General features: G+C 46.2%; 20 protein-coding genes. 5 read left to right on the top strand and 15 right to left on the bottom strand.

The annotated features are described in order from the left end of the window. The first annotated feature begins 21 nt into the window (after positions 1-21). The 3 genes from AB8599_RS07360 to AB8599_RS07350 are packed head-to-tail and all read left to right on the top strand — an operon-like array spanning position 22 to position 2,962. The gene (locus tag AB8599_RS07360; protein ID WP_407333092.1) at positions 22-948 is read left to right on the top strand and encodes a phosphoribulokinase; all 927 of its coding nucleotides are present in this window, start codon (positions 22-24) and stop codon (positions 946-948) included. A gap of 10 nt (positions 949-958) precedes the next feature. Then, positions 959-2,011 carry a class 1 fructose-bisphosphatase gene (locus tag AB8599_RS07355; RefSeq protein ID WP_407333091.1) on the top strand — a complete coding sequence of 351 codons (1,053 nt, stop codon included), beginning with the start codon at positions 959-961 and terminating at the stop codon, positions 2,009-2,011. A gap of 39 nt (positions 2,012-2,050) precedes the next feature. Further along, the gene (locus tag AB8599_RS07350; RefSeq protein ID WP_407333090.1) at positions 2,051-2,962 is read left to right on the top strand and encodes an inositol monophosphatase family protein; all 912 of its coding nucleotides are present in this window, start codon (positions 2,051-2,053) and stop codon (positions 2,960-2,962) included. Here AB8599_RS07350 and AB8599_RS07345 read toward each other — a convergent pair. The 8 genes from AB8599_RS07345 to matP form a co-directional block, all read right to left on the bottom strand. Further along, entirely contained in the window at positions 2,959-3,936 is a 978-nt protein-coding gene (locus AB8599_RS07345; RefSeq protein ID WP_407333089.1) for an FUSC family protein, read from the bottom strand. The genes AB8599_RS07350 and AB8599_RS07345 overlap by 4 nt on opposite strands. A 979-nt stretch (positions 3,937-4,915) precedes the next feature. After that, positions 4,916-5,377: a GNAT family N-acetyltransferase gene (locus tag AB8599_RS07340; RefSeq protein WP_407333088.1), complete on the bottom strand. Its 462-nt coding sequence runs from the start codon at positions 5,375-5,377 to the stop codon at positions 4,916-4,918. A 109-nt stretch (positions 5,378-5,486) separates the two neighbouring features. Continuing rightward, the gene (locus tag AB8599_RS07335) at positions 5,487-6,020 is read right to left on the bottom strand and encodes a phosphotransferase-like protein (RefSeq protein WP_407333087.1); all 534 of its coding nucleotides are present in this window, start codon (positions 6,018-6,020) and stop codon (positions 5,487-5,489) included. A 301-nt stretch (positions 6,021-6,321) separates the two neighbouring features. After that, positions 6,322-7,002, bottom strand: a complete 681-nt coding sequence (locus tag AB8599_RS07330) for a class GN sortase (RefSeq protein ID WP_407333086.1) — start codon at positions 7,000-7,002, stop codon at positions 6,322-6,324. Further along, positions 6,999-9,146 (bottom strand): marine proteobacterial sortase target protein, encoded by a 2,148-nt coding sequence (locus AB8599_RS07325; RefSeq protein ID WP_407333085.1) that lies wholly within the window; start codon positions 9,144-9,146, stop codon positions 6,999-7,001. Before AB8599_RS07325 ends, AB8599_RS07330 begins: the two co-directional genes overlap by 4 nt. A 383-nt stretch (positions 9,147-9,529) precedes the next feature. Next, positions 9,530-9,934 carry a PPC domain-containing DNA-binding protein gene (locus tag AB8599_RS07320; RefSeq protein ID WP_407333084.1) on the bottom strand — a complete coding sequence of 135 codons (405 nt, stop codon included), beginning with the start codon at positions 9,932-9,934 and terminating at the stop codon, positions 9,530-9,532. Then, a complete protein-coding gene (locus AB8599_RS07315) occupies positions 9,934-10,224 on the bottom strand; it encodes a DUF3634 family protein (RefSeq protein WP_407333083.1) in 291 nt (96 codons plus the stop codon). The genes AB8599_RS07320 and AB8599_RS07315 overlap by 1 nt, the downstream gene beginning before the upstream one ends. 9 nt (positions 10,225-10,233) lie before the next feature. Beyond that, complete coding sequence (matP, locus tag AB8599_RS07310) at positions 10,234-10,683, bottom strand: macrodomain Ter protein MatP (protein WP_407333082.1); 450 nt, start codon at positions 10,681-10,683, stop codon at positions 10,234-10,236. Between the two features lie 249 nt (positions 10,684-10,932). Between matP and AB8599_RS07305 the strand changes: the two genes are divergently transcribed. Both AB8599_RS07305 and fabA read left to right on the top strand, forming a co-directional pair. Further along, entirely contained in the window at positions 10,933-12,606 is a 1,674-nt protein-coding gene (locus AB8599_RS07305; RefSeq protein WP_407333081.1) for an AAA family ATPase, read from the top strand. Between the two features lie 63 nt (positions 12,607-12,669). Continuing rightward, the gene (fabA, locus tag AB8599_RS07300; protein ID WP_407333195.1) at positions 12,670-13,188 is read left to right on the top strand and encodes a bifunctional 3-hydroxydecanoyl-ACP dehydratase/trans-2-decenoyl-ACP isomerase; all 519 of its coding nucleotides are present in this window, start codon (positions 12,670-12,672) and stop codon (positions 13,186-13,188) included. Positions 13,189-13,499: 311 nt separating this feature from the next. Here the strand turns inward: fabA and rmf are convergent, their stop codons facing one another. The 7 genes from rmf to pyrD all read right to left on the bottom strand — a co-directional run bounded on the left by rmf (position 13,500) and on the right by pyrD (position 22,637). Then, positions 13,500-13,670 carry a ribosome modulation factor gene (gene rmf / locus AB8599_RS07295; RefSeq protein ID WP_028025603.1) on the bottom strand — a complete coding sequence of 57 codons (171 nt, stop codon included), beginning with the start codon at positions 13,668-13,670 and terminating at the stop codon, positions 13,500-13,502. Positions 13,671-13,834: 164 nt separating this feature from the next. Continuing rightward, positions 13,835-15,667: a DUF3466 family protein gene (locus AB8599_RS07290; protein ID WP_407333080.1), complete on the bottom strand. Its 1,833-nt coding sequence runs from the start codon at positions 15,665-15,667 to the stop codon at positions 13,835-13,837. 2 nt (positions 15,668-15,669) lie between these two features. After that, positions 15,670-17,589 (bottom strand): ABC transporter ATP-binding protein, encoded by a 1,920-nt coding sequence (locus tag AB8599_RS07285; RefSeq protein WP_407333079.1) that lies wholly within the window; start codon positions 17,587-17,589, stop codon positions 15,670-15,672. Continuing rightward, on the bottom strand, positions 17,576-17,830 hold the full coding sequence (locus tag AB8599_RS07280) for a glutaredoxin family protein (RefSeq protein WP_407333078.1): 255 nt from the start codon (positions 17,828-17,830) through the stop codon (positions 17,576-17,578). The genes AB8599_RS07285 and AB8599_RS07280 overlap by 14 nt, the downstream gene beginning before the upstream one ends. Beyond that, entirely contained in the window at positions 17,830-19,968 is a 2,139-nt protein-coding gene (gene rlmKL / locus AB8599_RS07275; protein WP_407333077.1) for a bifunctional 23S rRNA (guanine(2069)-N(7))-methyltransferase RlmK/23S rRNA (guanine(2445)-N(2))-methyltransferase RlmL, read from the bottom strand. The genes AB8599_RS07280 and rlmKL overlap by 1 nt, the downstream gene beginning before the upstream one ends. Before the next feature lie 971 nt (positions 19,969-20,939). After that, positions 20,940-21,488, bottom strand: coding sequence for a cell division protein ZapC (locus AB8599_RS07270; protein ID WP_407333076.1), 549 nt, complete (start codon positions 21,486-21,488; stop codon positions 20,940-20,942). A gap of 138 nt (positions 21,489-21,626) precedes the next feature. Then, positions 21,627-22,637, bottom strand: coding sequence for a quinone-dependent dihydroorotate dehydrogenase (pyrD, locus tag AB8599_RS07265; protein WP_407333075.1), 1,011 nt, complete (start codon positions 22,635-22,637; stop codon positions 21,627-21,629). Positions 22,638-22,676: the final 39 nt, after the last annotated feature.

The raw sequence follows: 22,676 nt of genomic DNA, 5'->3' as shown, positions 1-22,676 counted from the left end.
AATACGCCAAGGAGTGCAGTTATGTCAGTTAAACATCCTATTGTTGCCGTGACAGGATCCTCAGGAGCAGGAACGTCGACAGTGAAAAATGCCATGGAGCAAATATTCCGTCGCAACCACTTTAATGCCGCCATCATTGAAGGAGACAGCTATCACCGCTACGACAGAGTTGAAATGCGTGAACGACTCAAACGCGCTTATGACAAAGGCAAAAACCTTAGTCATTTTGGTTCCGATGGCAATGATTTCGAACAACTAGAAAAGACCTTTAAAGCCTATTCAGAATCAGGTTCGGCACTTCGTCGTTACTACATTCACAACGAAGATGAAGCGCAACTTCATAGCCAAAAAGTGGGGACGTTTACGCCTTGGTCACCTATTCCTGAAGGATCAGATCTGTTGTTTTATGAAGGTTTGCATGGCGGTGTGGTGACTGAAAAAAGCAATGTCGCGCGGTTTGTCGATTTGCTGATCGGTGTGGTTCCCATTGTGAACTTAGAATGGATACAGAAAATTCATCGCGATACCCATGTGCGCGGCTACAGCCGAGAAGCCGTGACGGACACTATTCTTCGTCGCATGCATGATTACGTGCATTTTATAACGCCGCAATTTTCACTAACGGACATTAACTTTCAGCGTGTCCCTATGGTGGATACGTCAAACCCGTTTATCGCTCGCGATATTCCTACGCTGGATGAAAGCATGGTGGTGATCCGCTTTAGAGATCCCAAGAAAACAGGCGTGGATTTTTCCAACCTGCTCAACATGGTTCATGGTTCATTCATGTCACGTCGCAACAACATTGTCGTCCCTGGCGGCAAAATGGGGTTGGCAATGGAACTCATCATTCAGCCATTGATTGAGGAGCTGGTTTTGAACGGCTCTAATCGTGTGAGTGTTGCAACAACCCACGATAGATTCGCCAAACGCGAGCCAGCGATTTAAGGAGTTCAGCATGAGAAAGGGCATGACATTTACACGCTTTATTATCGAAGAGCAGCGCCGAATTCCAGAATCAACAGGGGAGTTTACCTTGTTGCTCAGTGCCATTGTCACCGCGTGCAAAGAGATTTCAGATGATGTGAATCGCGGCCAATTGATTAATGTACTTGGCAGCGCAGAAACCGAAAACGTTCAGGGAGAAACGCAAAAGAAACTCGATATTATCTCTAACGACATCATGTTGCGCGCACTTGAATGGTCTGGGCATCTTGCAGGTATGGCATCGGAAGAGATGGAAGAGGTATATCCCATCCCCTCGAAATATCCAACAGGAAAATACTTGTTGGTTTTTGATCCGCTTGACGGCTCATCAAACACAGAGGTCAATGTGTCGATTGGCACCATCTTTTCGATTTTACGTTGTCCGGAAAACATTTCAGCACCACGTGAAGAGCATTTTTTGCAACCTGGCGTTCGCCAAGTCTGCGCAGGGTATGTGCTTTATGGCCCCGCAACAAATTTGGTGCTCACGACAGGCCAAGGCGTTAACGGATTCACGCTCGATCAAGACATCGGCGAGTTCATTTTGACGCACCCAAAACTGAAGATCCCAGCATCAACCAGTGAATTTGCGATCAATATGTCTAATCAACGCCATTGGGAACCGGCGGTCAAACGTTACATTGATGAAGTGGTTGCAGGAACTGATGGTCCGCGAGGGCGAGATTTTAATACGCGATGGGTGGCATCTATGGTGGCAGAAGTTCACCGCATTCTTATGCGCGGCGGGATTTTCATGTACCCGAGAGACAATAGAGAGAACGTGACCGAGGGAAGATTGCGCCTATTGTACGAAGCCAATCCGATGAGCTTTATCATTGAACAAGCGGGCGGTGCTTCATCAACGGGTCGTGAAAGAGTAATGGGCGTTTGCCCAGATAAGCTTCATCAACGTATTCCCGTCATGCTCGGTGCAAAAGAAGAAGTAGAGCGGATCCATCGATATCACATTGAAATGGACGAAGAACTTGAAGGCAATCCACCGTACAAACAATTGGCTAACTGACTGAAATATTGTTGGTTATTGTAAGGTTATGGAGGTGCAATGAGCTGCCGAACGAAACGTCAGAAAAATGCTGTACTCATTAAACATCACGTTGAGCAGCGACTCAACATGCCAATAGGCACAGCTTGGCTGATATTGAGAGACATGGTCAGCCAAGCTGCCAACGACATCGTTTTACCCAAGTTTGCTTTGAACCATGACCACCAGGCGATTTCACAAAAAGTGGATGGTTCGCTCGTCACGCTTGCAGACAAACAAATGCAGCAGCGATTGGTCGAGACGCTGGAAACATATTGGCCCAATATTCCCGTGTTGGGTGAGGAGCAAACCGCATTACAACATGCCTCCGTCTTTTCGCACTTGGACAATGCGGCATGGGTGTTGGACCCGATAGATGGAACGGGAAATTTTGCAGCAGGTATACCTTACTTTTGTACATCATTGGCCTTAGTCTTTGAAGGCCAAGTGGTGATGAGTTTGGTTCATGACCCAAACCGAGATGAATCGTTTTTTGCATTTAAAGGCAGCGGCGCACATATCAATGGGCAAAGTTTTGTGCATTCTGTTAAGCACAGCAATACCTTAAAAACTGCTACCGCTTTAATAGATTTCAAACGGTTACCTCGTCATTTGGCATCAAAACTGGCAACAGATCCGCCGTATCGGTCACAACGAAGTTTTGGCGCAAGTGCGCTGGATTGGTGCTGGATTGCCGCAAACCGATGCCAGATCTATTTGCATGGTAGCCAGATGCTTTGGGATTATGCCGCCGGCGAATTGCTATTAAGAGAAGCGGGCGGTTGTTCATCAAGTTTTGATGGTCACGCTGTTTTTGAAAGCAGCTTGTTGCCGCGAAGTGTTATCGCAGCGTCAACAACGGATGGTTACCAGCAATGGCTCGAATGGCTGAAGGGGCGAGGAGAGTTGTGCCTAAACATGGACACAGACTAATCGAGTTTTGCTTTTCTCGCATGGAGGCCATGCGTAATGATGAGCGCGACCGCCACCCAAAAACACCCAATGACCGTATCGAAAAAGCGCCAGCTCATTAGCTGTAAATCACCTTTGGGCAATAAGGCAAAGTTAATTGCCACCATGACTGTCACCGTAATGGCTAGACTAAAGAGTAAATAGCTTTTACGAAGGCTGTAAGGGATCCAAAAAGCAAAAAGCGCGACGACGATGGCCAAACCGATTTGGTCAATATAGCGAACAGCAATGTAAGCAATGACAATACCCAAAAGGGTGCCCACGATTCGATCCCACAGATGGTGCCATGAAAGCCGATCATTAATGTGCATAACGAACAATATGGTTAAGCCAACCCAGCCCGGTTGGGTTACATGCAGCCAATCAGCGCTTATGGTCGCCGCCAATATTGTTAGAGGCAAAGTGAGTCCGTACAAAGGCCCATTAGTATCACCCTTAATGATTTGGAAAAATTCATTGTTGGGTGAATGCGCAATTTCATCCGTTTTATACAGCCAGCCTTGCAAGAGAATGAGCACTAACGCTAACAAGGCACCAGAAAAATACGCGACGCCAATGGATGGTGATGCCGGAAACCCCAACTGGGCTAACAACAATGCCGTTGCGAGATATTTTCCGAGCAATCCCCAATAGGCATGTTCGGGCTTGGGTTGACCGGCTAGGAAGCCAAAGATCAAAAGTGCTGCAATCGCAAGCTGATGATGGCCAACTAGAGTCAAACCCAAAGCGGCTGAAATAATAACGGCGAGCACGCCGGTCACGATAGCGGCGATCTGTTTAAGCGCTTGGCTGCGAGGGTCAAGCAGCAACGCCAAAAGCGCGCCCAATGTCATAAAGGCTGCTCGCACATCATCTTGAGCGAGAGCGCCATATAAAATCGGCAAACTCATGCCCAATGAAAAAAGTAAGCCTCTGGCACGCTCATAGGGAAACATATCGAATCGAATTCTGGGCTGATGAACGGAGTGATAAGAGTATAGAAAGCGTCGGAAAAAACGATTGGTCGAACGTGTTTCACTATCAAGCATACAGCATGCTTTTCAAGATGACGGTAGAAATCACCGGCGACATCGTTGGCCAAACAGGAAGGAAATCCAAAGCTAAGCAGCCAACAGGTATATTGGCTGCTTGTTACTTATAATTGTTAGGCGATGAAGAAGTCAGTTGGAACCAGTTTCCAGATGAACTTCTTAATACGCTAGTAATTATATACTTTATGGTAAATAGACAATTACGTTCAATAGACTGAATCTAATGAGAAAAGAGAGGACTTGGTGGCATGAGAGGACAACATTTCAATCTCACGCATATCTTATTTAACATAATATACATAATGCGAAGTGTGGTGTGGTAGATAATATAGTACGGTTTGGCCTGGATCTGATCTATTGCTCATTCTTTCAGCGATCTTAAACCTTGCCTGTATCATCTTTGTTGGTGTTGTTTTGTTGCAGTTTCTTTTTTGTTTTTGCTGATCGCGATTTTGGTTCTAACTTTGTTGTCATGTTCTTTGGTGTTCACCGATTGATAGTTTTCGTAAACTGGTTTCACTGGTTTCACTGGTTTCACTGGCTCGCGCTTGGAACTCACTATTCTCTGAACCATTGCTAACAGTATTAACTGTTTATCAAATCAAATAGATTTTTGATAAGTGCACTGATGAAGATCCGATATGGCGCAACCCATATCGTAACCTTCAAAGCACGAATGAATTTACGGAACGCAAGCTCGTGAGAACCGCCTGCACCAATTGAAGCGCTCCGCAGCGGCCAACGAATGAAAGCTGCACCGTGGATACCGACGCATGATAAATTGACTAATAAAAGCCGGCTATGTGTGGTTCATCGATTCTCTAGATTCATTGAGGTAAAATTACCTCTAAAAAGTGACACGGTAACACTCTTGTTTATCCTGTCAAGTTAACGACTTAACCCGAACCGACACATTCACTCCTCGACTTTCAACTTGTTCGATCTCCTGCCAACCTAATTTCGCGTATAGGCCGCCGTCGAGTTGCTCGGTTTGTAGGTGCAGATGTTGAACGCCATGCGTTAATGCGATTTCTTCTATCTTAGTGACGAGTGCAGATGCGATGTGTTTTCCGCGATAAGCTTGATCAACATATACGCCCCCTATCCAATGCTCTTTGTCTGGATAGATACTCATTTCATGGAAGCGCAAATGCGCTGCACCGACAGCAATTTCTCCGTCCATGACGAGAACAAGTAGTGGGATTTTATCGGTGTTGAGGTAGTCACTGAGCTTGTTCGTGAAATCTTCAAGTGACGCGTTTGAGATTACGCCCCATTCATTGAAGTACCACTTGGCGACAAGCGGCAGAAATTCAGGTCTGTCTGAGTGATAAATAAAAGTCATCGTTTTCCAACCAGGTATTTCTCATTAACAAAGTATGTTGGTTATAAAAAGAGACGCTCTGTTGGAATGCCCAGATTCAAAACCAAGGCGATAAAATGAAAGCCATCGATTACACGTCGTGTTTTTGCTCATACATAGTGGCAGCAACAATGGTTGCTAGTTCTTTCACAGACGTCGAAGTACTGTCGATTTCAAGATCGTATTGAAGATGAAATGGTGATGTGGCAAAACCGTGCCTCACTTCTTCCAATGTGCGATCTTCACGCTGACGAGTGCGGCGTTCGAGTTCGGCCAGTTCGCAATTCACACCAACGTAAAAACGTTCGTGCTGATCAAAGGCCAAATCCATTTGCAGCGCGCGTGTTGGTGTGGAGATCACGGCATCGAAAATGACCTTGTTGCCTGTTTTCAGTAAAGCATCAACACAAGCAAAAGCGCCTGTCATTAAAGCGTTGATATCGACAGATGGCCAATCATTCTCCTGATTGCAGCGCGCCAATACAGACGGCGGCATGGCATAAAGCAAAGTATCGATTGAGAAGTACAACCAATTATCAGGCAGCAATGTTTGTTGCAGTGCTTTTGAGAGCGTTGTTTTTCCAGCCCCTGATGGACCGTCGAGAACAATAAGATTTGGGCGCATAGAATAGACTCTTTTATTATGTTTTTTGTTGAATATATGATTTGCCTATAGCCGCCCTTTTGAAAGAAATACTGCGATATAGACCTGAAAAATGCGATCCATATACATGGTGTTTCATTAGTGAGTCATCCGTTTCTAGAGATGCCTCTCATCTATTACTCTCGCTAACCGTATGTTTAATAGGCTTAAATTACCAGAATTATCAAAATTAAGTCATTTGATAATCTGTCATGGTTTCAGCATCTTAAGTAGGATTATTTACCTTTAAGATCTAAGTTATAGTGCATTATACGTGTTGTTTTTAAAGCCACAACTTATTAGTGTGATGACGGGTATAGAATTCCGTTGGGGAGAAATCATCTAAGTCGATTTCGGGTTGAATCGGCTTGGCGACGACAATATACCGCATTGGCCCGTTAAATGTTAATGAATCAAACGGATAACATGTGATCAGTGTGATGCGATCATCTGGCGTATTGTCTGCCCATTCTGTTTCCGATTCATGCACGATAGCCACATCCGTCACTTGATAGAAAACCTTAGTTCCAGCACGCGTTTCTAGGTTGAGTTCGTCCCCTAGAGCTATCGAGGACAGCCCCGAGAAATGGGTGTCGTTATGGCCGAATACCACCACGTTCCCTTTTCTACCTGGTGCAGCAGTGTGTGTTTGTAACGTCGGTCCAAACGCGAGGTTTCGCGCATTCGCACCAGAAAGCACCCAACTGGACGTTTGATCTTGTAATGACAACCTCGCTATCGGATATGTATCAGCCCATGGCCAAGGCTTGTGGTTATTGCCAGTGAGTTTTTGTTGCTCCCACGCATGGCTGATAAGCAATTGCGCAAACTGCGCTTTGGCTTTGATATAGAGTCCATTGGCCATCAGCGTCACTCCACATAAAATGGCAGCTATCAGTAAACACTGAGCCGGTGTTTGTGGCAAAAAGCGGCGAATACCCTTCTTCAATATTTGTGGGTTCATGATGCACGCCCTTCCTCGCTGAAAATGTGAAGCTTTCTATTTCCCATCATTGGCCATGCAATAACACTAAGTAATATCATGCACAAACCGAGTAGCAATAGACCCGTGCTTCCCAATCCACTTTGTAGCAATGGCTGAGAATTTTTAGGCTGATGCGGAGCGATTTGATGAGGCTTCACCGTCTCGCTCATTGGTCGAATTGGGGTTTTATCAACGGCAACAAGGCTAGTGTGTTGGGTGACGATGTGATGATCTAATCCCAGTTGCGTGATGCGTGATTTTTTCACTTCATCTGTCAGAGATTGATTGAGCGAGATGCTTTCTATTTGGTTACGCGCCCAAAGCACGTCAATGCCATTGGCCTTTCCGGCGTTGATATCAGCAAGACTGATCTCATACGTCCATTTCTCATCATTCAGTTGACCCGTTAACGTAAGTTTCTCGGCATCGTCGGGGATAACAAACGCCAAGGTTAGCGGTTGGCTTTGGTAAAGATCGGAAATCGGCGAAGGCCAAGCATCAAGGAGCTTTCCGTTTTGCCATTTCACGTTGATATCTTTCATGATGGGGCTTGATAGCTTATCAAACAGTGGCTTCATCACGGCGTTAACCTCACTCAAACTGCTGACGTGCGTAAACGTCCCTTTGCCACTGACAGCCGCGCGCTGCATAAACGCACTGTTAGGGGCAGAGCCAATGCCGACCGTAAATAAGCGTCGGTCTCCTCGCCCTTGGTCGATCAGTCGATAGAGTTCGTCTTCGTTGCCAATCGCCCCGTCGGTAATAAACACGACTTGATTGAGGAAGCCTTCTAGTGAGGCAGAATCGTAAGCCAACGTGATGGCATCAACCATTTCCGTGCCGCCATCTGCTTGCAAACGTCGCACGCCGCGAATTACGTTTTGGATGTTGTCACTTGTCGCGGGTAGCGCATCGGCTGACAAACGTTTGGCTTTGTCGTTAAATACAATCAGATTGAAATAGTCGTCAGCGTCTAAGCGGCTCAGGGCATAGATCACCGATTCTTTGGCTTGTTCCATGGCATCACCATACATAGAACCAGAGGTATCTAACACGAAGGTGATGTTTTGTGGAATGTGATTCGTCGTTTTAGACTGTGGCGGCATCGCCATTAGCAGGCCGTATTTTTCTTTGTCATCGTGTTGAACAAACATGGCAGCGACAGGCTCAGACCCCGCGAGCGGACGCCATGACAGTTCGAAATCACGATCTGCAACCGCCATTTCACTCAGTGTAACGGCATAGCGATTTGCCGTGACTTCTTCAACGTTGATGGTGCCAGTGGCACTTTCGATAAACTCGACAGGCAGCCCCATATTGAGATCGATATCGAGATTAAACGTTATAGAATCATCGAGTAACGGGTCTCTATTTTCTGGAGTGATTTCATTGGCATCAGGAACGCGTGCCGTTGCGACTGCCCAGCCATTTTGTAATTGTGCCAACGCTGACGGTGCAGGCTTCGCTATTTCACTGGCGTCATCAACTGATACTTCATCGGTATTCCTCATTGTTTCTTCCGTGGGTGAAGACATTGGCAAGCCTGGAATATAACGCTGCGTAAAAGTGGTTGGAAAACGTAGGCTGAACTCTCCATCTTCATAGTGGAGCGATTCTTGATATTCGATTTCGACAATAATGGTTTCGTTCGGCGCGATGTTGGCTACCTGCGTTGAAAACAGGTTTGAGCGGTGTTGTTCAATCAATGACGCTTTCTTTCCATCGGCTGCCGCTCGATCAAACGTTTGACGCGCTTTTTGCTTTTCTTGTATCTCGCCTTCAATAACACGCTCTCCAACGCGAATTCTTAACCGATCGACTGCGGCATTTTGTGGCAACGGAAAAAGGTATCGCGCATTTACCCAGTCTTCCGTTGGATTGGAAAACGCCTGCTGAACCGTCACGCGATTTATCAGCCCACTAATGACCATGCTGGCATCGGTTGATAACTGAGGCGCAGCAGACCACATCGCGGATTCATTGTTGGTCGACTGAATGTATAAGCCTCCTTCTTCTTCAGTAGCGAAAGCCAAAGTTGGCACAAGCAAAATAAGTAATGCAGTGAGCAGCCAATCAGATATTGGCCCTTGAAAGCGAGTTCGAATGAATGTCAGGGTTAGCATTGCCACGTCCTTTGTCTGTTTGATTGGCTTATTACATCAAGAGAATCTGTCAGTTTCGGGCAGAAATTGAGGATGAATAAAGAACAAATGTGGCAATATTATGGCAAGCTAAACACTTTAAGTTATAGTGCGTTAAAGGATGTAAATATAGGGCTTTTACTCACGATAAGTTGAGATTCGAAACAATTGTATTTCCGGATGAATGAGTTGTTGGATGGATTCTAATGCATTGAAAGCAATGGATTACTTGGTTACAAATCCATCCAGCTAGTCACTTATTGTGATGTTTCATTCACTTTCACTTGTCTTTCCCCGAGAAATTTCTAACCAGTGAGCATATTTATGCTCAATGTTATTAATAAGCCTTTGTTCTGCTTTAATTTCTACTTCTCGCTGACAACCAGCTCTGTGTACCCTGTCTCTTCATCAAACTCTCGCGTGAATGCCATCTGCGGAAATGACAGTAAGCAAACTTCAGCAGTGTGGCTGACAATACTTCCTTCCATCAGATGGCCGCCAATCATATCACCTTGCTTGTTTGCAACGGCGATATGCAAATGAACATGATCGGGTGTGAGCGTGCCTGATACTGAGACGATTTCAACATCATCGTGAATATTTAGCGTCGATTTTCCGTCCGCTGTTCTGATCACAAGGTGCGACAAACAGCCTACTACGGAGGCCACACACCCTGCTGGAAGTTTGTGATGTTTGACGGCGTTGAAAATCGACAGCTTGAGGTCAGCCCCTCGCGTTAAACGAAAGGCTACAGGTGTGACGGCATGCATTATTTGAAGGACTTAAAAGGAAAGACGTTGCGAATGCGTTGCTGCGCTTTTGGGTCGATGCTTTTGGACATCACCAATTTGGCTGGCTTAAATCGATTACGATAAACCTTCACCGTTCCGTTAAGCGGGTTGCGCTTGGTAATTTCAGAGCAATCGTGCAAAAAACCCTGAGGGATTTTACCTTTTGTCTTTACGATCTCACCATCTTTAAATTTGATGAGAAGGATTGGACGGTCAATGGCGATAAACACAAACAGCGCGATAAAACTCCCCGCCAGAAAGTACTCCATGAATTCACCTTACATATCTAACAAACTACTCAGATCTTTTTTAAGCGCATCAACTTTTTTGTTGGCATTCTGCGAACGGTTAGCCTCACTGAGCAGGTACTCGATCGTATCGGACAATGTCGCATCCAGTTCTTGCGCCTTTAAAGACAATTTTTCCCACACACGAAAGTCGAGGTCAATAGACTTCTTGCGCGTGTGTTCTTGCTCCGCGTTGAAGTGACGTTTTCGCTTGGCACGAATGGCTTGCTTGAGCTTGACATCAAGCTCAGGGGACATATGTTCATCAATCCACTCGATCACGCGAGTAGGTTCGTGTTCAAGCGCAAGAAGGGATTTTACCGCTGCATCAATTTCGCTGGTATCGACGTAGCGAGATACATTGAGGCCTTCCTTGTGCTTCTTGACCAGATAACTCCATTTCCATCCGGCTTCGAGATTTTCAAGTTGTTGATATTTCATATTATTAGTTTTTATGTTGTGAGAGCTGAAAGTGATATCAAATACAGTGACAGCGTAACAGCAGATTAAATTTTAATCAAACTTACTTGCTATATCTTATTGATATTTTCGTTGCTTGGCTCACAAAGTGAGTCTGAATATCCATTTATTTTTTCGAATCATCACAAGCGCTTATCTTCGCTACTTTGCGGGGTGTTATTCATTTATAATGCTTCCATCTAAATACCCCAAAGGCAGAAACCCAGACGTATGCAAGAAGTTACCTGGCAATCCGTTGTTCCTCAGTTTACTCACGTAGAGCAGCACATCGAAAATTACCCTTCGCTAGACGCTATTGCGCCGAGTGCTCTCCAACCTCGACTGAAAGACAGTATTCAACGGCTTGTCCATGAGTCCTACTTCCCTCGCCTGTTGCTCGTCACTGCACCCGATGTTCACGACTACTTTACGCTGATGAAGAAGATGGTGATTAACCACCTTCCCAAACCAGACATCCCTGTTGTTCTTGCTGAGAATTTTGATGAAACTCAGCTGTTTGGCGCAGTTTATCCTAACAAGGATGATGTGACAACGTCACGAAAAGTGGAAGGGTTACTGCACAAAGCCAATGGTGGTGTCCTTGTTATTTCGCTGACCAGCATTATTAACCAGGCCAATATTTGGAATCGCTTAAAAAGCGTCATTTCAACCAACACTCTGAACTGGAAAAGTGCGAAACCCAACACGTATTGCGATTTGCCCGCGCCTGAAAACGTTTCTGTTAGCGTGATTGTGATTGGCGACCGTAGCCTGATGTCTGATTTTGAATCCGGCGAGCCTGAACTTCATGGCATCAGTAGCTATTGTGAATACGAACAAGATATTCATATTTCAGAAGAAAACATCGAAATCTACCTTGCTGTAATCAAAGGGTTTCAACAGCAATTTGGTGTGAAAAACCTCACCACTGGTGCGATTAAACGCTTCATGCAGGCCGGTGCGCGTTATGCTGAAGACCAAGAACGTATGCCGCTTTGCCCGCTGTGGATTCAAACCATTCTGCGCGAAGCGGATTATCAATCTGATACTGATGTGATTACTGACGCAGATCTAGACGCGGCAATTTCAGCCAAATACTTCCGTGAGTCTTATCTCCCTCTTCGTGCCGTAGATGACATTCACAAGGGTCAAGTATTTATTGATACTGAAGGTGAGCACATTGGGCAGGTTAATGGCCTGACAGTGATCGAAATGCCCGGACACCCGATGGCATACGGCGAACCAGCACGTATTTCTTGTGTAGTGCACTTCGGTGACGGCGACATTGCTGACGTAGAACGTAAAGCAGAGCTTGGCGGTAACATTCACGCCAAAGGCATGATGATCATGCAAGCATTCGTCAGTGCTGCGCTCGATTTGGATGAGCCCTTGCCGTACTCTGCATCGATCGTTTTCGAACAGTCTTACTGTGAAGTAGACGGTGACAGTGCTTCGCTGGCTGAGCTATGCGCCTTTGTGAGCGCCCTATCTCAACAACCTATCAACCAGAGTATTGCCATCACTGGTGCTGTTGACCAATTCGGTCGCGTACAGGCTGTTGGCGGCATCAATGAGAAAATCGAAGGCTTCTATCATATCTGTGAGCACCGCGGCTTGTCTGGCTCGCAAGGTGTGATTTTGCCGATGACCAACCTTAATGCGCTATGTCTAAGCAAAGACGTCACGGAAGCCATTCGCGAAGGTAAATTCCATATCTGGGCGGTTGAAAACGTGGAAGAAGCATTCCCGCTGATCACTGGCGTGCCATTTAGTGGCGAGGAAGACGATGAGGAAACCGAAACGTTGCTAGATAAAATCGCACTTCGTATCGCTTTGTTCCATCATGGTGAGCATCGTCACACATCACTAATAAATAAGCTTAAAAACTGGATGAATAGACACTGATCAGAGTTGTTTAGCTTACACGTGTACGCTAAAATCCCAGTATCTTTTCGCAGGAGCAGTAAAATACTAATGAAACGTAATTCCTATGATCGCAATGACTTAATCGCCTCAAGCCAAGGCGAGCTTTTCGGCCCAGGTCGTCCTCAGCTACCAGCACCAAATATGCTGATGATGGATCGCATTGCAAACATCACTGATGAAGGTGGTGATTTTGGTAAAGGTTTTATCGTTGCAGAACTCGACATTACTCCTGACCTTTGGTTTTTCGATTGTCACTTCCCAGGTGACCCAGTGATGCCAGGTTGTCTTGGACTGGATGCCATGTGGCAGCTCGTTGGATTCTTTTTGGGTTGGATGGGCGGCGAAGGTAAAGGACGCGCTCTAGGTGTGGGTGAAGTGAAGTTCACTGGCCAGATCCTACCTACTGCGAAAAAAGTAACCTACGAAATTCAAATGAAACGCGTTATTAACCGCAAATTGGTGATGGGCGTTGCAGATGGTCGTGTATTAGTTGATGGCAAAGAAATCTACGCTGCGAAAGATTTGAAAGTAGGTTTGTTCCAAGACACCTCTTCATTCTAATCGCACGCCAATGTTTGATTGAAACCGCCCCTGTGGCGGTTTTTTTTGCGAATCCTCCCTATGCCCAATCATGCATGAGTTTTCTCGTTACATTGAGCCCAGTGAACGGCATTCGCCTATCTTTCTCTCTTTCTCATGGCCCAACTTAATGCCAGCCTAATCTGACGTATTTGAGCGATTCAACGATAAGCCTTTACGTAACACGAAGACTGTATCGACTAAATCACCTCAAAAAAATTTAGTTATAGTGCATTAAGCGAATAGAAAAAAGCCCCGATGCCGGGGCTTATTTGGATGGATTGGAAGAAAACTTACTTCATTGACGACGCTTTAGTATCTCTGCCATCACGCCAGCCGCCTAGCCATTGGCTGCGTGCGTCCGTGGCTTGATAAGGACATGTCTCAGAGGATCGACCGCTTACGCCGGCTTGATAGCCTTTAGCTTGTGCTCGCTCTAAACGATCTCGCTTCTGTCTTTTCATATTTCCGCCCTCTTATCCTTCAACAAATGTATCTTTGCGGTGCGCATTCAACAGGGGTACTGTTTACAAAGTGCACTGTTTAAGATTCATGCAAGGTTAATAAATAATCAAGCATCGACTGGCTCATCCGACAAATATTTGTGAGGACGAGCCAAAAATGAACATTACTTTCTACGTCTCAGCAGTCCACCAAAGCCAAGTAGAGCAAGGCCTAGCACGCCAAAACCACCACCGCTTCGGGTAATCGTATTTGTTTCGTATGGACGAGGTGAAATGTCGCCACTCTGACGCGTGAGTTTCACCGCCACCAGCTCTTCTTCACCATTACATGTAGCATCATGGGCCGTCGAACTGTAGCCACCAGCACAATAGAAAGCAGAGGCTGCAATGTTACCATTTTCCGCAATATCAAACGCTTCTGCGATACGGAAGGCATTCGCCCCTGGCGCACCGTTGGTCAAATCGTCCAGCAACCAGCCACGGGTGTTATCGAAATCCGCCAAGTTGGGTGCGGTGCCATGCAGGTAAACATAGCCACGTTGACGACGCGCGCGATCACGAGAGGATTCAACATCTACCGCGCCCACCAGCTCATTATTGTCATTAATCGCTGCAGCAGTTGCGTTGTAGCCACTAAAGAACAACGCACTTTGAGAGGTACTTAGAAGCGTGGTAGAAGCCCCTTCGTTAACAAACACGATCTCTGCGTATGCACCGCTGTTCAACCTGTAGTTCTTAGCCACACCCACTACGACATTGTTAGCGTTGATGTCATTGGCTTCAGAATAGCTATAAACGATATCGCCACCTTGGCGGATTTCGATGCCAGGGATGAGCGACATAGTCCAGCAGCGCTTGGTAGTATCCGTCTCTAATTGTGTTAAACACGTTGAAAAATCTGCGATAGGCGTATATTTCACTGCTCTTGCATAAAAACCACTATCGTTGTAAGTACTAAAGCCCACCATTGTAGGAGCTGTTGCACCAGATAACACTGAAGCCGCTTTTACGCTTGCTTGAGCCGTATCATCAGTGTTGCCAGTTGCCCCATTTGGGAAGTCAGCAATCACACGAGCATTAGCGTCGTAACTAGGAATCCAAACAGATGCCTGATTAGCAAACTGATAATACTGACAAGCACGATTGCTAAAATCGACAGTCGATGAGCAACTATTCAGATTGGAAAGCCCAGAATCCTCTGGTGCTTCTTTGTTGCCAGGGTTTGCCATGTTATGCGTTGAGGCCGAACCAAACACAATTGCAGTGCCAGAGTAATCGATCACGCCATTTGCATTGGTTTGACCAATCGATTCAATGACAGAACCAAGACCAGATGGTGGAAGTAGCTCAGTCGCTTCGTTAAATCCACGACGAGCGAAGGCTCGTGCGTTATACGAGCCAGCATCATAGTAAGGGCTGCTTGAAGCGCCAATCGCCTTACCTGTGTCTGTCACTGCATTAACAACAACGTTAGTTGAATTTGGGTTTGGCGAACCTGAAGGTTTTGGCCCTGTCACGCCTGAGCTGAAAGGATTAACTTCCCCACCAACACTGGCAACGCTATTACCGGTAAAGCCCTGCGTCCAAGCATCAATTTCTTTGTTCAAGCCGCCAGTACAAATATTGGCATCATAGTCTTCACTATCACACACTTCACCAGATGCTTTAATGCCATACCATTGCTCATTCGCCCACGTATCGCAGGTGTTGTAGCCAAGGTAGTTAAAACAGTAACTATCCAAGTCATTATAGCTATTAATGAAATGCTCTACGTCTACCATGTAAGGCAGCTCTTGAGAGTAGTTAAGTCCCACTGGGCCACTTAACACCTCAACCGCAATTTTATCGCCATTAGGAGAAATGGCCGTAGCAGCTGCAGAGTTGGATTCTGATGGAGTATCTATTTTGGAGACAGAATACAATGCCGCATTGGCTACGATTGGAAAACCAGCCATCGCAAGCGCGACAGCTGAAAGTTTGAATTTGTTGAACTGCATTACTATTCCTTCTGCATCTCTTCGAGTTCTTCCCATCGTTCAAAGGCCGTTTCTAACTCAGCTTCCACTTCACTCAGGCGCTGCAAAACAGGCTGTGTTTCTTCGGTGCTTTTCTGGAAGAACGCAGGATCGTTTACCGATTCCTGTAACTGCGAGATTTCATTCTCTAAGTTTTCAAGAAGCTGTGGAAGCGCTTCTAGCTCTCTTTGCAACTTATAAGACAGTTTTTTAACGATCTTATTGTTCTCTGCTGGTTTCTTGGGCGTTTCTGCTTTGGGTGCAGCTTTTGCTTCTTGTGGCTTATCAGCACCAATCGTTTGGCGATAGTTGTCACGTTGCTGCATGGCATCATGATAACCGCCCACAAACTTGTGAATAACACCTTCGCCTTCAAACACCCAGCTATGCGTCACGGTATTATCGACAAACTGACGATCGTGGCTCACTAACAGCAAAGTACCCTGATAGTTGGCAAGCAATTCTTCCAAAAGTTCCAACGTTTCGATATCCAAATCGTTGGTTGGTTCATCGAGAACCAATAAGTTACAAGGCTTGAGGAAAATTCGAGCAAGCAGCAGGCGGTTTTTCTCGCCGCCAGACAAGGCTTTTACTGGCGTACGCGCACGGCGTGGATGGAACAAGAAATCTTGCAGATAGCCAAGCACGTGACGCTTACGTCCACCCACTTCGACTTCCATCTTACCTTCAGCAAGGTTATCGACCACGGTTTTCTCTGGGTCGAGTTTCTCTCGGTATTGGTCAAAATAAGCCACTTCGAGCTTAGTACCAACATGGAATTTGCCCGTCTCTGATTGCAGCTTTCCTAGCATCAGCTTCAGCAGTGTACTTTTGCCACAGCCATTAGGGCCGATTAATGCAATCCGATCACCGCGCATCACATTAAAGCTAAAGTCCTCTATTAAGTTCTTTCCATCAAACTTAAAGCTAATGTCTTTCGCTTCGAACACAATCTTGCCGGACTTAACCGCTTCATCAACCAAGATATTGGCATTACCCAACACTTCGACACGCTCTGAGCGTTCTCGACGAAGTTGTTTCAGTGCGCGCACTCGCCCTTCGTTACGCGTACGACGGGCTTTAATCCCTTGTCGAATCCACGTTTCTTCTTGGGCTAGTTTCTTATCAAACTCTGCATTTTGCTCAGCTTCAACACGCAGCGCTTCTTCTTTGCCATCAAGGTACTTTTCGTAGTCCCCCGGCCATGACGATAGCTGACCACGATCCAAGTCAACGATGCGTGTTGCCATAGAGCGAATAAATGCACGGTCGTGCGAGATGAAGATGATCGCGCCTTTGAAATCTTTTAGGAAGTTTTCTAGCCACAAGATCGTCGCCACGTCCAAATGGTTCGTTGGCTCATCCAGAAGTAATACATCAGGCTCACACACCAATGCACGAGCCAGTGCGGCTTTACGCTGCCAACCACCAGACAATTCAGACAGTTTCTTTGAACCATCCAGCTTTAACGCATCAAGCACCATCGTCAGTTGATTTTCAAAATGCCAAGCACCCGAGTGATCCAGTTGGTCTTGAACTCGTGCCAATCGATTGATGTTCTTCTCACTAGGATCCGTTTCCATCAGCCCGAGCAATTCGTGGTACTGCTTAAGGAGCGCCCCTGCCTCTGCCAAACCTTCAGAAACGTAGTCGACTACCGTTCCTTCGGCATCACGTGGTGGATCTTGCTCTAAACGAGACACTTTCAAATCTTGCTGACGGTTAATGCTGCCGTCATCAAGCTGGACGGTGCCGTGAATGACCTTCATGAGAGTCGATTTACCTGCGCCATTACGGCCGACCAGACAAACACGCTCATTAGGTTGCAAAACAAACTCAGCGTGATCGAGTAAAGGGTTGTCGCCGTAAGCGAGCTGGGCGTTAGTGATGTTAATCAATGCCATGTTTAACTAACCATGTTGTTAATGCGAAAGAATCGAAAGGCCAGCTCAGTTCTTCGATCACTGAGCCGTCTTGAGTTTGATATGAGATAACAGGAATAGTGACGCCGTAACGAGCAAACAACGCGTCATCAAATGCAATGTCTATAACGTTCAAAGCAGCGGTGTAACCCGCTGCTTGATACAAAGCCATTGCCTCTTCACAAAGGTGACACCCTTCCGTGCTGTAGAGGACTAAGGCCATTAACCTTCCTTGTGGGTAATAATCCAGCAGTTGTGGATCTGCTTGTTACGTTCAAAATCCAACGGGATTGAACGATGGGTAATGTTTTGTGCAGACAGACCCAATTCACTCAGTGCTTCCAGATCCATCTTGAAGTTACGTTTGTTGTTCGAGAATACAATCTCGCCACCCGTACGAAGCAGACGTTTGAGATCTTTCATCAGTTTGATGTGGTCACGTTGCACGTCAAAATTGTCGTCCATACGTTTTGAGTTAGAAAACGTTGGTGGATCAATGAAAATGAGATCGTATTGACCTTGGTCTGACTCAAGCCACTTGAGGCAATCCGCATGGATATACTGATGCTGATTGCCAACCTTGCCATTCAACGCCATGTTGCGCTCAGCCCACGCGAGATAGGTCTTAGACATATCTACCGTTGTGGTCGACTTTGCGCCCCCCACTGCCGCATGAACAGTCGCGGTACCTGTGTATGCAAACAAGTTGAGGAAGTCTTTACCCTTCGCTTTTTCACCCAGCAACTTGCGGGTATAGCGATGGTCGAGGAACAAACCGGTATCAAGGTAATCTTGAAGATTGACTTCCAGCGTCACGTTGTATTCGTGAACCTTCATAAAACGCTTGGCTTCACCCAGTTTCTGATACTGATTAGTGCCTTTTTGCTTCTCACGGGTTTTCAAAACAACGTTGTTGGCGTTCACGCCTGTCACTGCGATGGTTGCACGCACTGTGTCCATCAAACGACGACGGGCCGTCTCTTCAGGGATCGTTTTTGGCGGCGCGTATTCCTGAATAACGATATTGTCGTTATAACGGTCAATCGCCACGTTGTAATCTGGCAAATCAGCGTCGTACAAGCGGTAGCATTCAATGCCCTGCTGCTTCGCCCACTTCTCTAGCTTCTTGAGATTTTTGCGTAAGCGGTTAGAAAACTCAGGCGCAACATCCGACATTGGCACTTGCACCAACCCGTCAGGTGACGTTGTCACCTCGCCACGAGCCGTGATTTGGTACGTCTTCATCTCGCAATCAAGCGCACCGTTGCGCAGCTTGTAGGTGCTTTCAGCACGCATGCGAATACAGCTAAGCAGTTCATTAGAACCAGAGTAGATGTGTGCGACCGAGCCTTTGAATTGCGTTTTGAGCTGAACACCCAGTTGAGTATAAAGCGCAATTAGACCCGGAGTTGTGCCTAAACGCTCGCCGTATGGCGGGTTACAAATGATATGGCCTTCACCAAACCCTTCAGGGTTTTGCAATGTGCTTGCATCAGCCTCTTCGAATTGGATAAGGCTACCCACACCTGCGCGGTTAGCATTCGCTTTTGCCGTTTCAAGCACACGACGGTCATTATCAAAACCAAAGAAACGCGTCTCGCATTTAGCCGGGCCTTTCTTCGACAGGAAGGTCACTTCTGCATGCACTTCCATCCACTCTTCGCGATTGAAAGATTTGAGCGATTCAAAACCCCAGCGCTTACGTTTCAATCCAGGCGCAACTTGCGCAGCCATCATCGCCGCTTCAATCAACAAAGTGCCTGAACCACACATAGGGTCTAGCAGTGGTTTGTCTGGCGTCCAGCCACTTTTCATAACCAACGCTGCGGCATTGGTTTCGCGCAAAGGTGCCATACCCGCTTCGGTACGATAGCCACGTTGATGCAAACCGCTACCAACCATGTCGATACCGAGCAGGCCGTCTTCACGGGACAGACGCATATGAATACGTAGATCAGGTTGCTCACGGTCAATGCTTGGACGCTCACGATCTGCCTTAATAAAGCGGTCAACAATCGCATCTTTTACTTTAAGCGCGCCATATTGGCTGTTACGGATTTCACGGTTAGTACCATTGAAATCAACAGCAATTCGCTTTTTCTCGCTGAAGTATTCTGGCCAGTTAATGGCGCTAGCACCCAGATACAGGTCCATGTCATCACGTACGGCAAATTCACTTAGCACAAGAATAAAACGTGATGCTGTGCGGCTCCATAAACAGCACTTGTAGAGGGTTTTCTCATCGGCAAGGAAACGTACGCCGGCATTAACCGCTTTAACGCTGCTTGCGCCGAGTTGTTCGAGTTCTTCTGCAAGCAGGTTTTCTAGACCGCGAGAGGTAATAGCTAAATATTGATTCATGGAAATGTATTCTGAGGGATTTTGCGCGCGATTATACCTGATTTCGTGACGCAGCGCTCTATTGACCGCCATTTCTTTTGCATCCCATTGAGACAACAAACACCTTCAGGGTGCCTCCTAACTATTGCGGTGTCGTTGAGAAAACGACGCTCAATCCTTTAGCCACCATCCTTGTCACTTGCCGTGCTAAATCACCTAAAAACCATCACAAATTCATCACCTGGATCATGTTATCCACACCCTGAAAACTGTTTCCTCAGGGAAACCAGCATTATTCGCACCAGAATGGCGTGGATCACGGGCATGAAACCAATCACATCTCAGCCAATAGACACTGATATAGTACAAATAGTGAGTGCACACTTATCCACAGAAGCAGTTTAATAAAGGCTAGATTAAATAAGGTGCACTATCACCCATTCCAAATAGGAAAGTATTGAAATGACAAATATCTGGTATATACCAGAAGATTATTAAGTGCGTTTTCATGGAGGAAATAGGGAAATTTTTCCACTTTCGTTTCCTTGAATGGCTAAATATCCGCTATTTATGGCAATATTTATAAGCCGATAAGCATCAGAGTAATACGGATAGCGTGAGTTTGATCACGTTTGTTTTGCGGAAGGTTTTAATCAAATCAGGTAGCGTTTCTCATAATTGCATATAAATGAGACAGCGAAAATATTACCGTGGCGGATGAAACCGTCGAAGAAATCTGGCAAATGGACGCATGCTAAACACATTAAGCTCGATATCTTCTGGGCCTGGTTGTGCTAGTGAAGTGCCTTTCATGTCTTACATCGCCCTATTCAAGGAGCGATCGGGGAATAGCGAGAGGCTCAGAAGCTTGATGCACTGCCACACGCCATGTGACATGTCACGGATTAGCCTATTGCACTAGGGAGTGGTGGTGCTTGATAGATAAGGGAGAGGATTGAAAGAGAAAAAAAGAGGCTGATACAACTGCTCTATCAGCCTACTAACGCATAATGACCACTGCCGTTATCGTATTGCTGTTGGTATGTCGATAACCGGTCATTCATTACTTTTATTGCTTCACAGAACCGCATTTGTTTTGATTCGGTCAGCGCCAATGGTGATTCACCAGCATGCATACATAACGATGCAATACCCGCGTTTTCAATCACTAAGAAGGGTTCGCTGCCATGTTCGGTCTTCAATGTCACAATAGAACCCGCAGCAGCTGCTGAGTGCCCTTCTTGTTCATGGAAAAACCAGCTTTTAGGTAATAGCGGTTTGTGGAAGCGATTTGCTGCCACTGCGTTTAGAACCAGTTCAGCCCTGCGTGGGCCAGATAAAGGAAGTACACTCACTGCATCTGAGTATGCTTGAAAGAGTGATGCGTCATCGACTGAAAATGGGGTATCGATAAACGCATCGGGGATGAGATGTTTGCTATCAATGGCAACACGGAAAACCATATTTTCACCCAAATCCAGCATCAATGCTTGTGCTTCTTGATCGAAGTACCATTTCCATGCGTTATTAGGTTTCAACATCGTGCTCGCTCCTGCGCTTGCAGAGAATCGGTCCGTGACCACTGAAAAGTTATGCTTGGAAGGAAGTGTAATAGGCTTGAGATAAAAAAAAAGGGGAAGTCATTCTTCCCCTTTTCTACCGATTCTTAATTTTTCAGGTTAAATATTTCGTACGATGTCTTTCACTAAGCGTGGGCCGTGATAAATGAAACCAGAGTAAACTTGGACAAGCTCTGCACCTGCCATCATTTTCTCTTTCGCGGCCATCACTGAATCAATACCACCCACCCCAATGATCGGAAGTTTGCCATTGAGTTCTTGATGAAGACGACGAATCACTTCCGTACTCTTGTTTTGAACCGGACGACCACTTAACCCACCTGCTTCGTGCGCATGCGGCATTCCTTCAACCAAGGAGCGATCCAAGGTTGTGTTTGTCGCGATCACACCATCGATGTTGTAACGTACGAGGGCATCAGCCACTTGAACTAATTCTTCTTCGCTCATATCCGGCGCGATTTTCAACGCAACGGGTACATACTTACCACGACTTTTCGCCAATTCGGTTTGACGCGCTTTCAATGAAGAAAGCAAATCATCCAACGCTTCACCATATTGCAGTGAACGTAGCCCTGGGGTGTTTGGCGATGAAATGTTCACGGCGATGTAACCTGCATGGTCATACACCTTATCCATACAGATCAGGTAATCATCTTTGCCATGCTCAAGCGGTGTGTCTTTGTTCTTACCGATGTTGATGCCAATCACGCCTTCGTATTTGGCTTTCTTGACGTTTTCCACCAGCGCATCAACGCCATGGTTGTTGAACCCCATGCGATTGATAATGCCTTCTGCAGGAATAACACGGAAAAGACGCGGTTTGTCGTTACCATCTTGTGGGCGCGGTGTAACCGTTCCTACTTCGACAGAGCCAAAACCCATTGCACCAAATGCATCAATGCATTCGCCGTTTTTATCCAAGCCTGCGGCTAAGCCAACGGGGTTTTTGAAATGCAGCCCCATGACTTGAACGGGACGAGGAGGAAGATTTTGACGATAAAACACGTCAAGAGGAGTACCAGTGAAGCGAGAAAGATTCTTGATTGCCAGATCATGTGCATGCTCTGGGTCTAGCTGAAAAATTGCCGATCTGGCGAGGCGGTACATCATGTAACCTCCAAAAAAAAGCCCCGAATAAACGGGGCTGTA

Origin of the sequence: Enterovibrio litoreus (genome assembly GCF_045679545.1) — a bacterium.
Lineage (GTDB): Bacteria > Pseudomonadota > Gammaproteobacteria > Enterobacterales > Vibrionaceae > Enterovibrio.
This window is presented reverse-complemented; position numbering and strand designations above follow the sequence as displayed.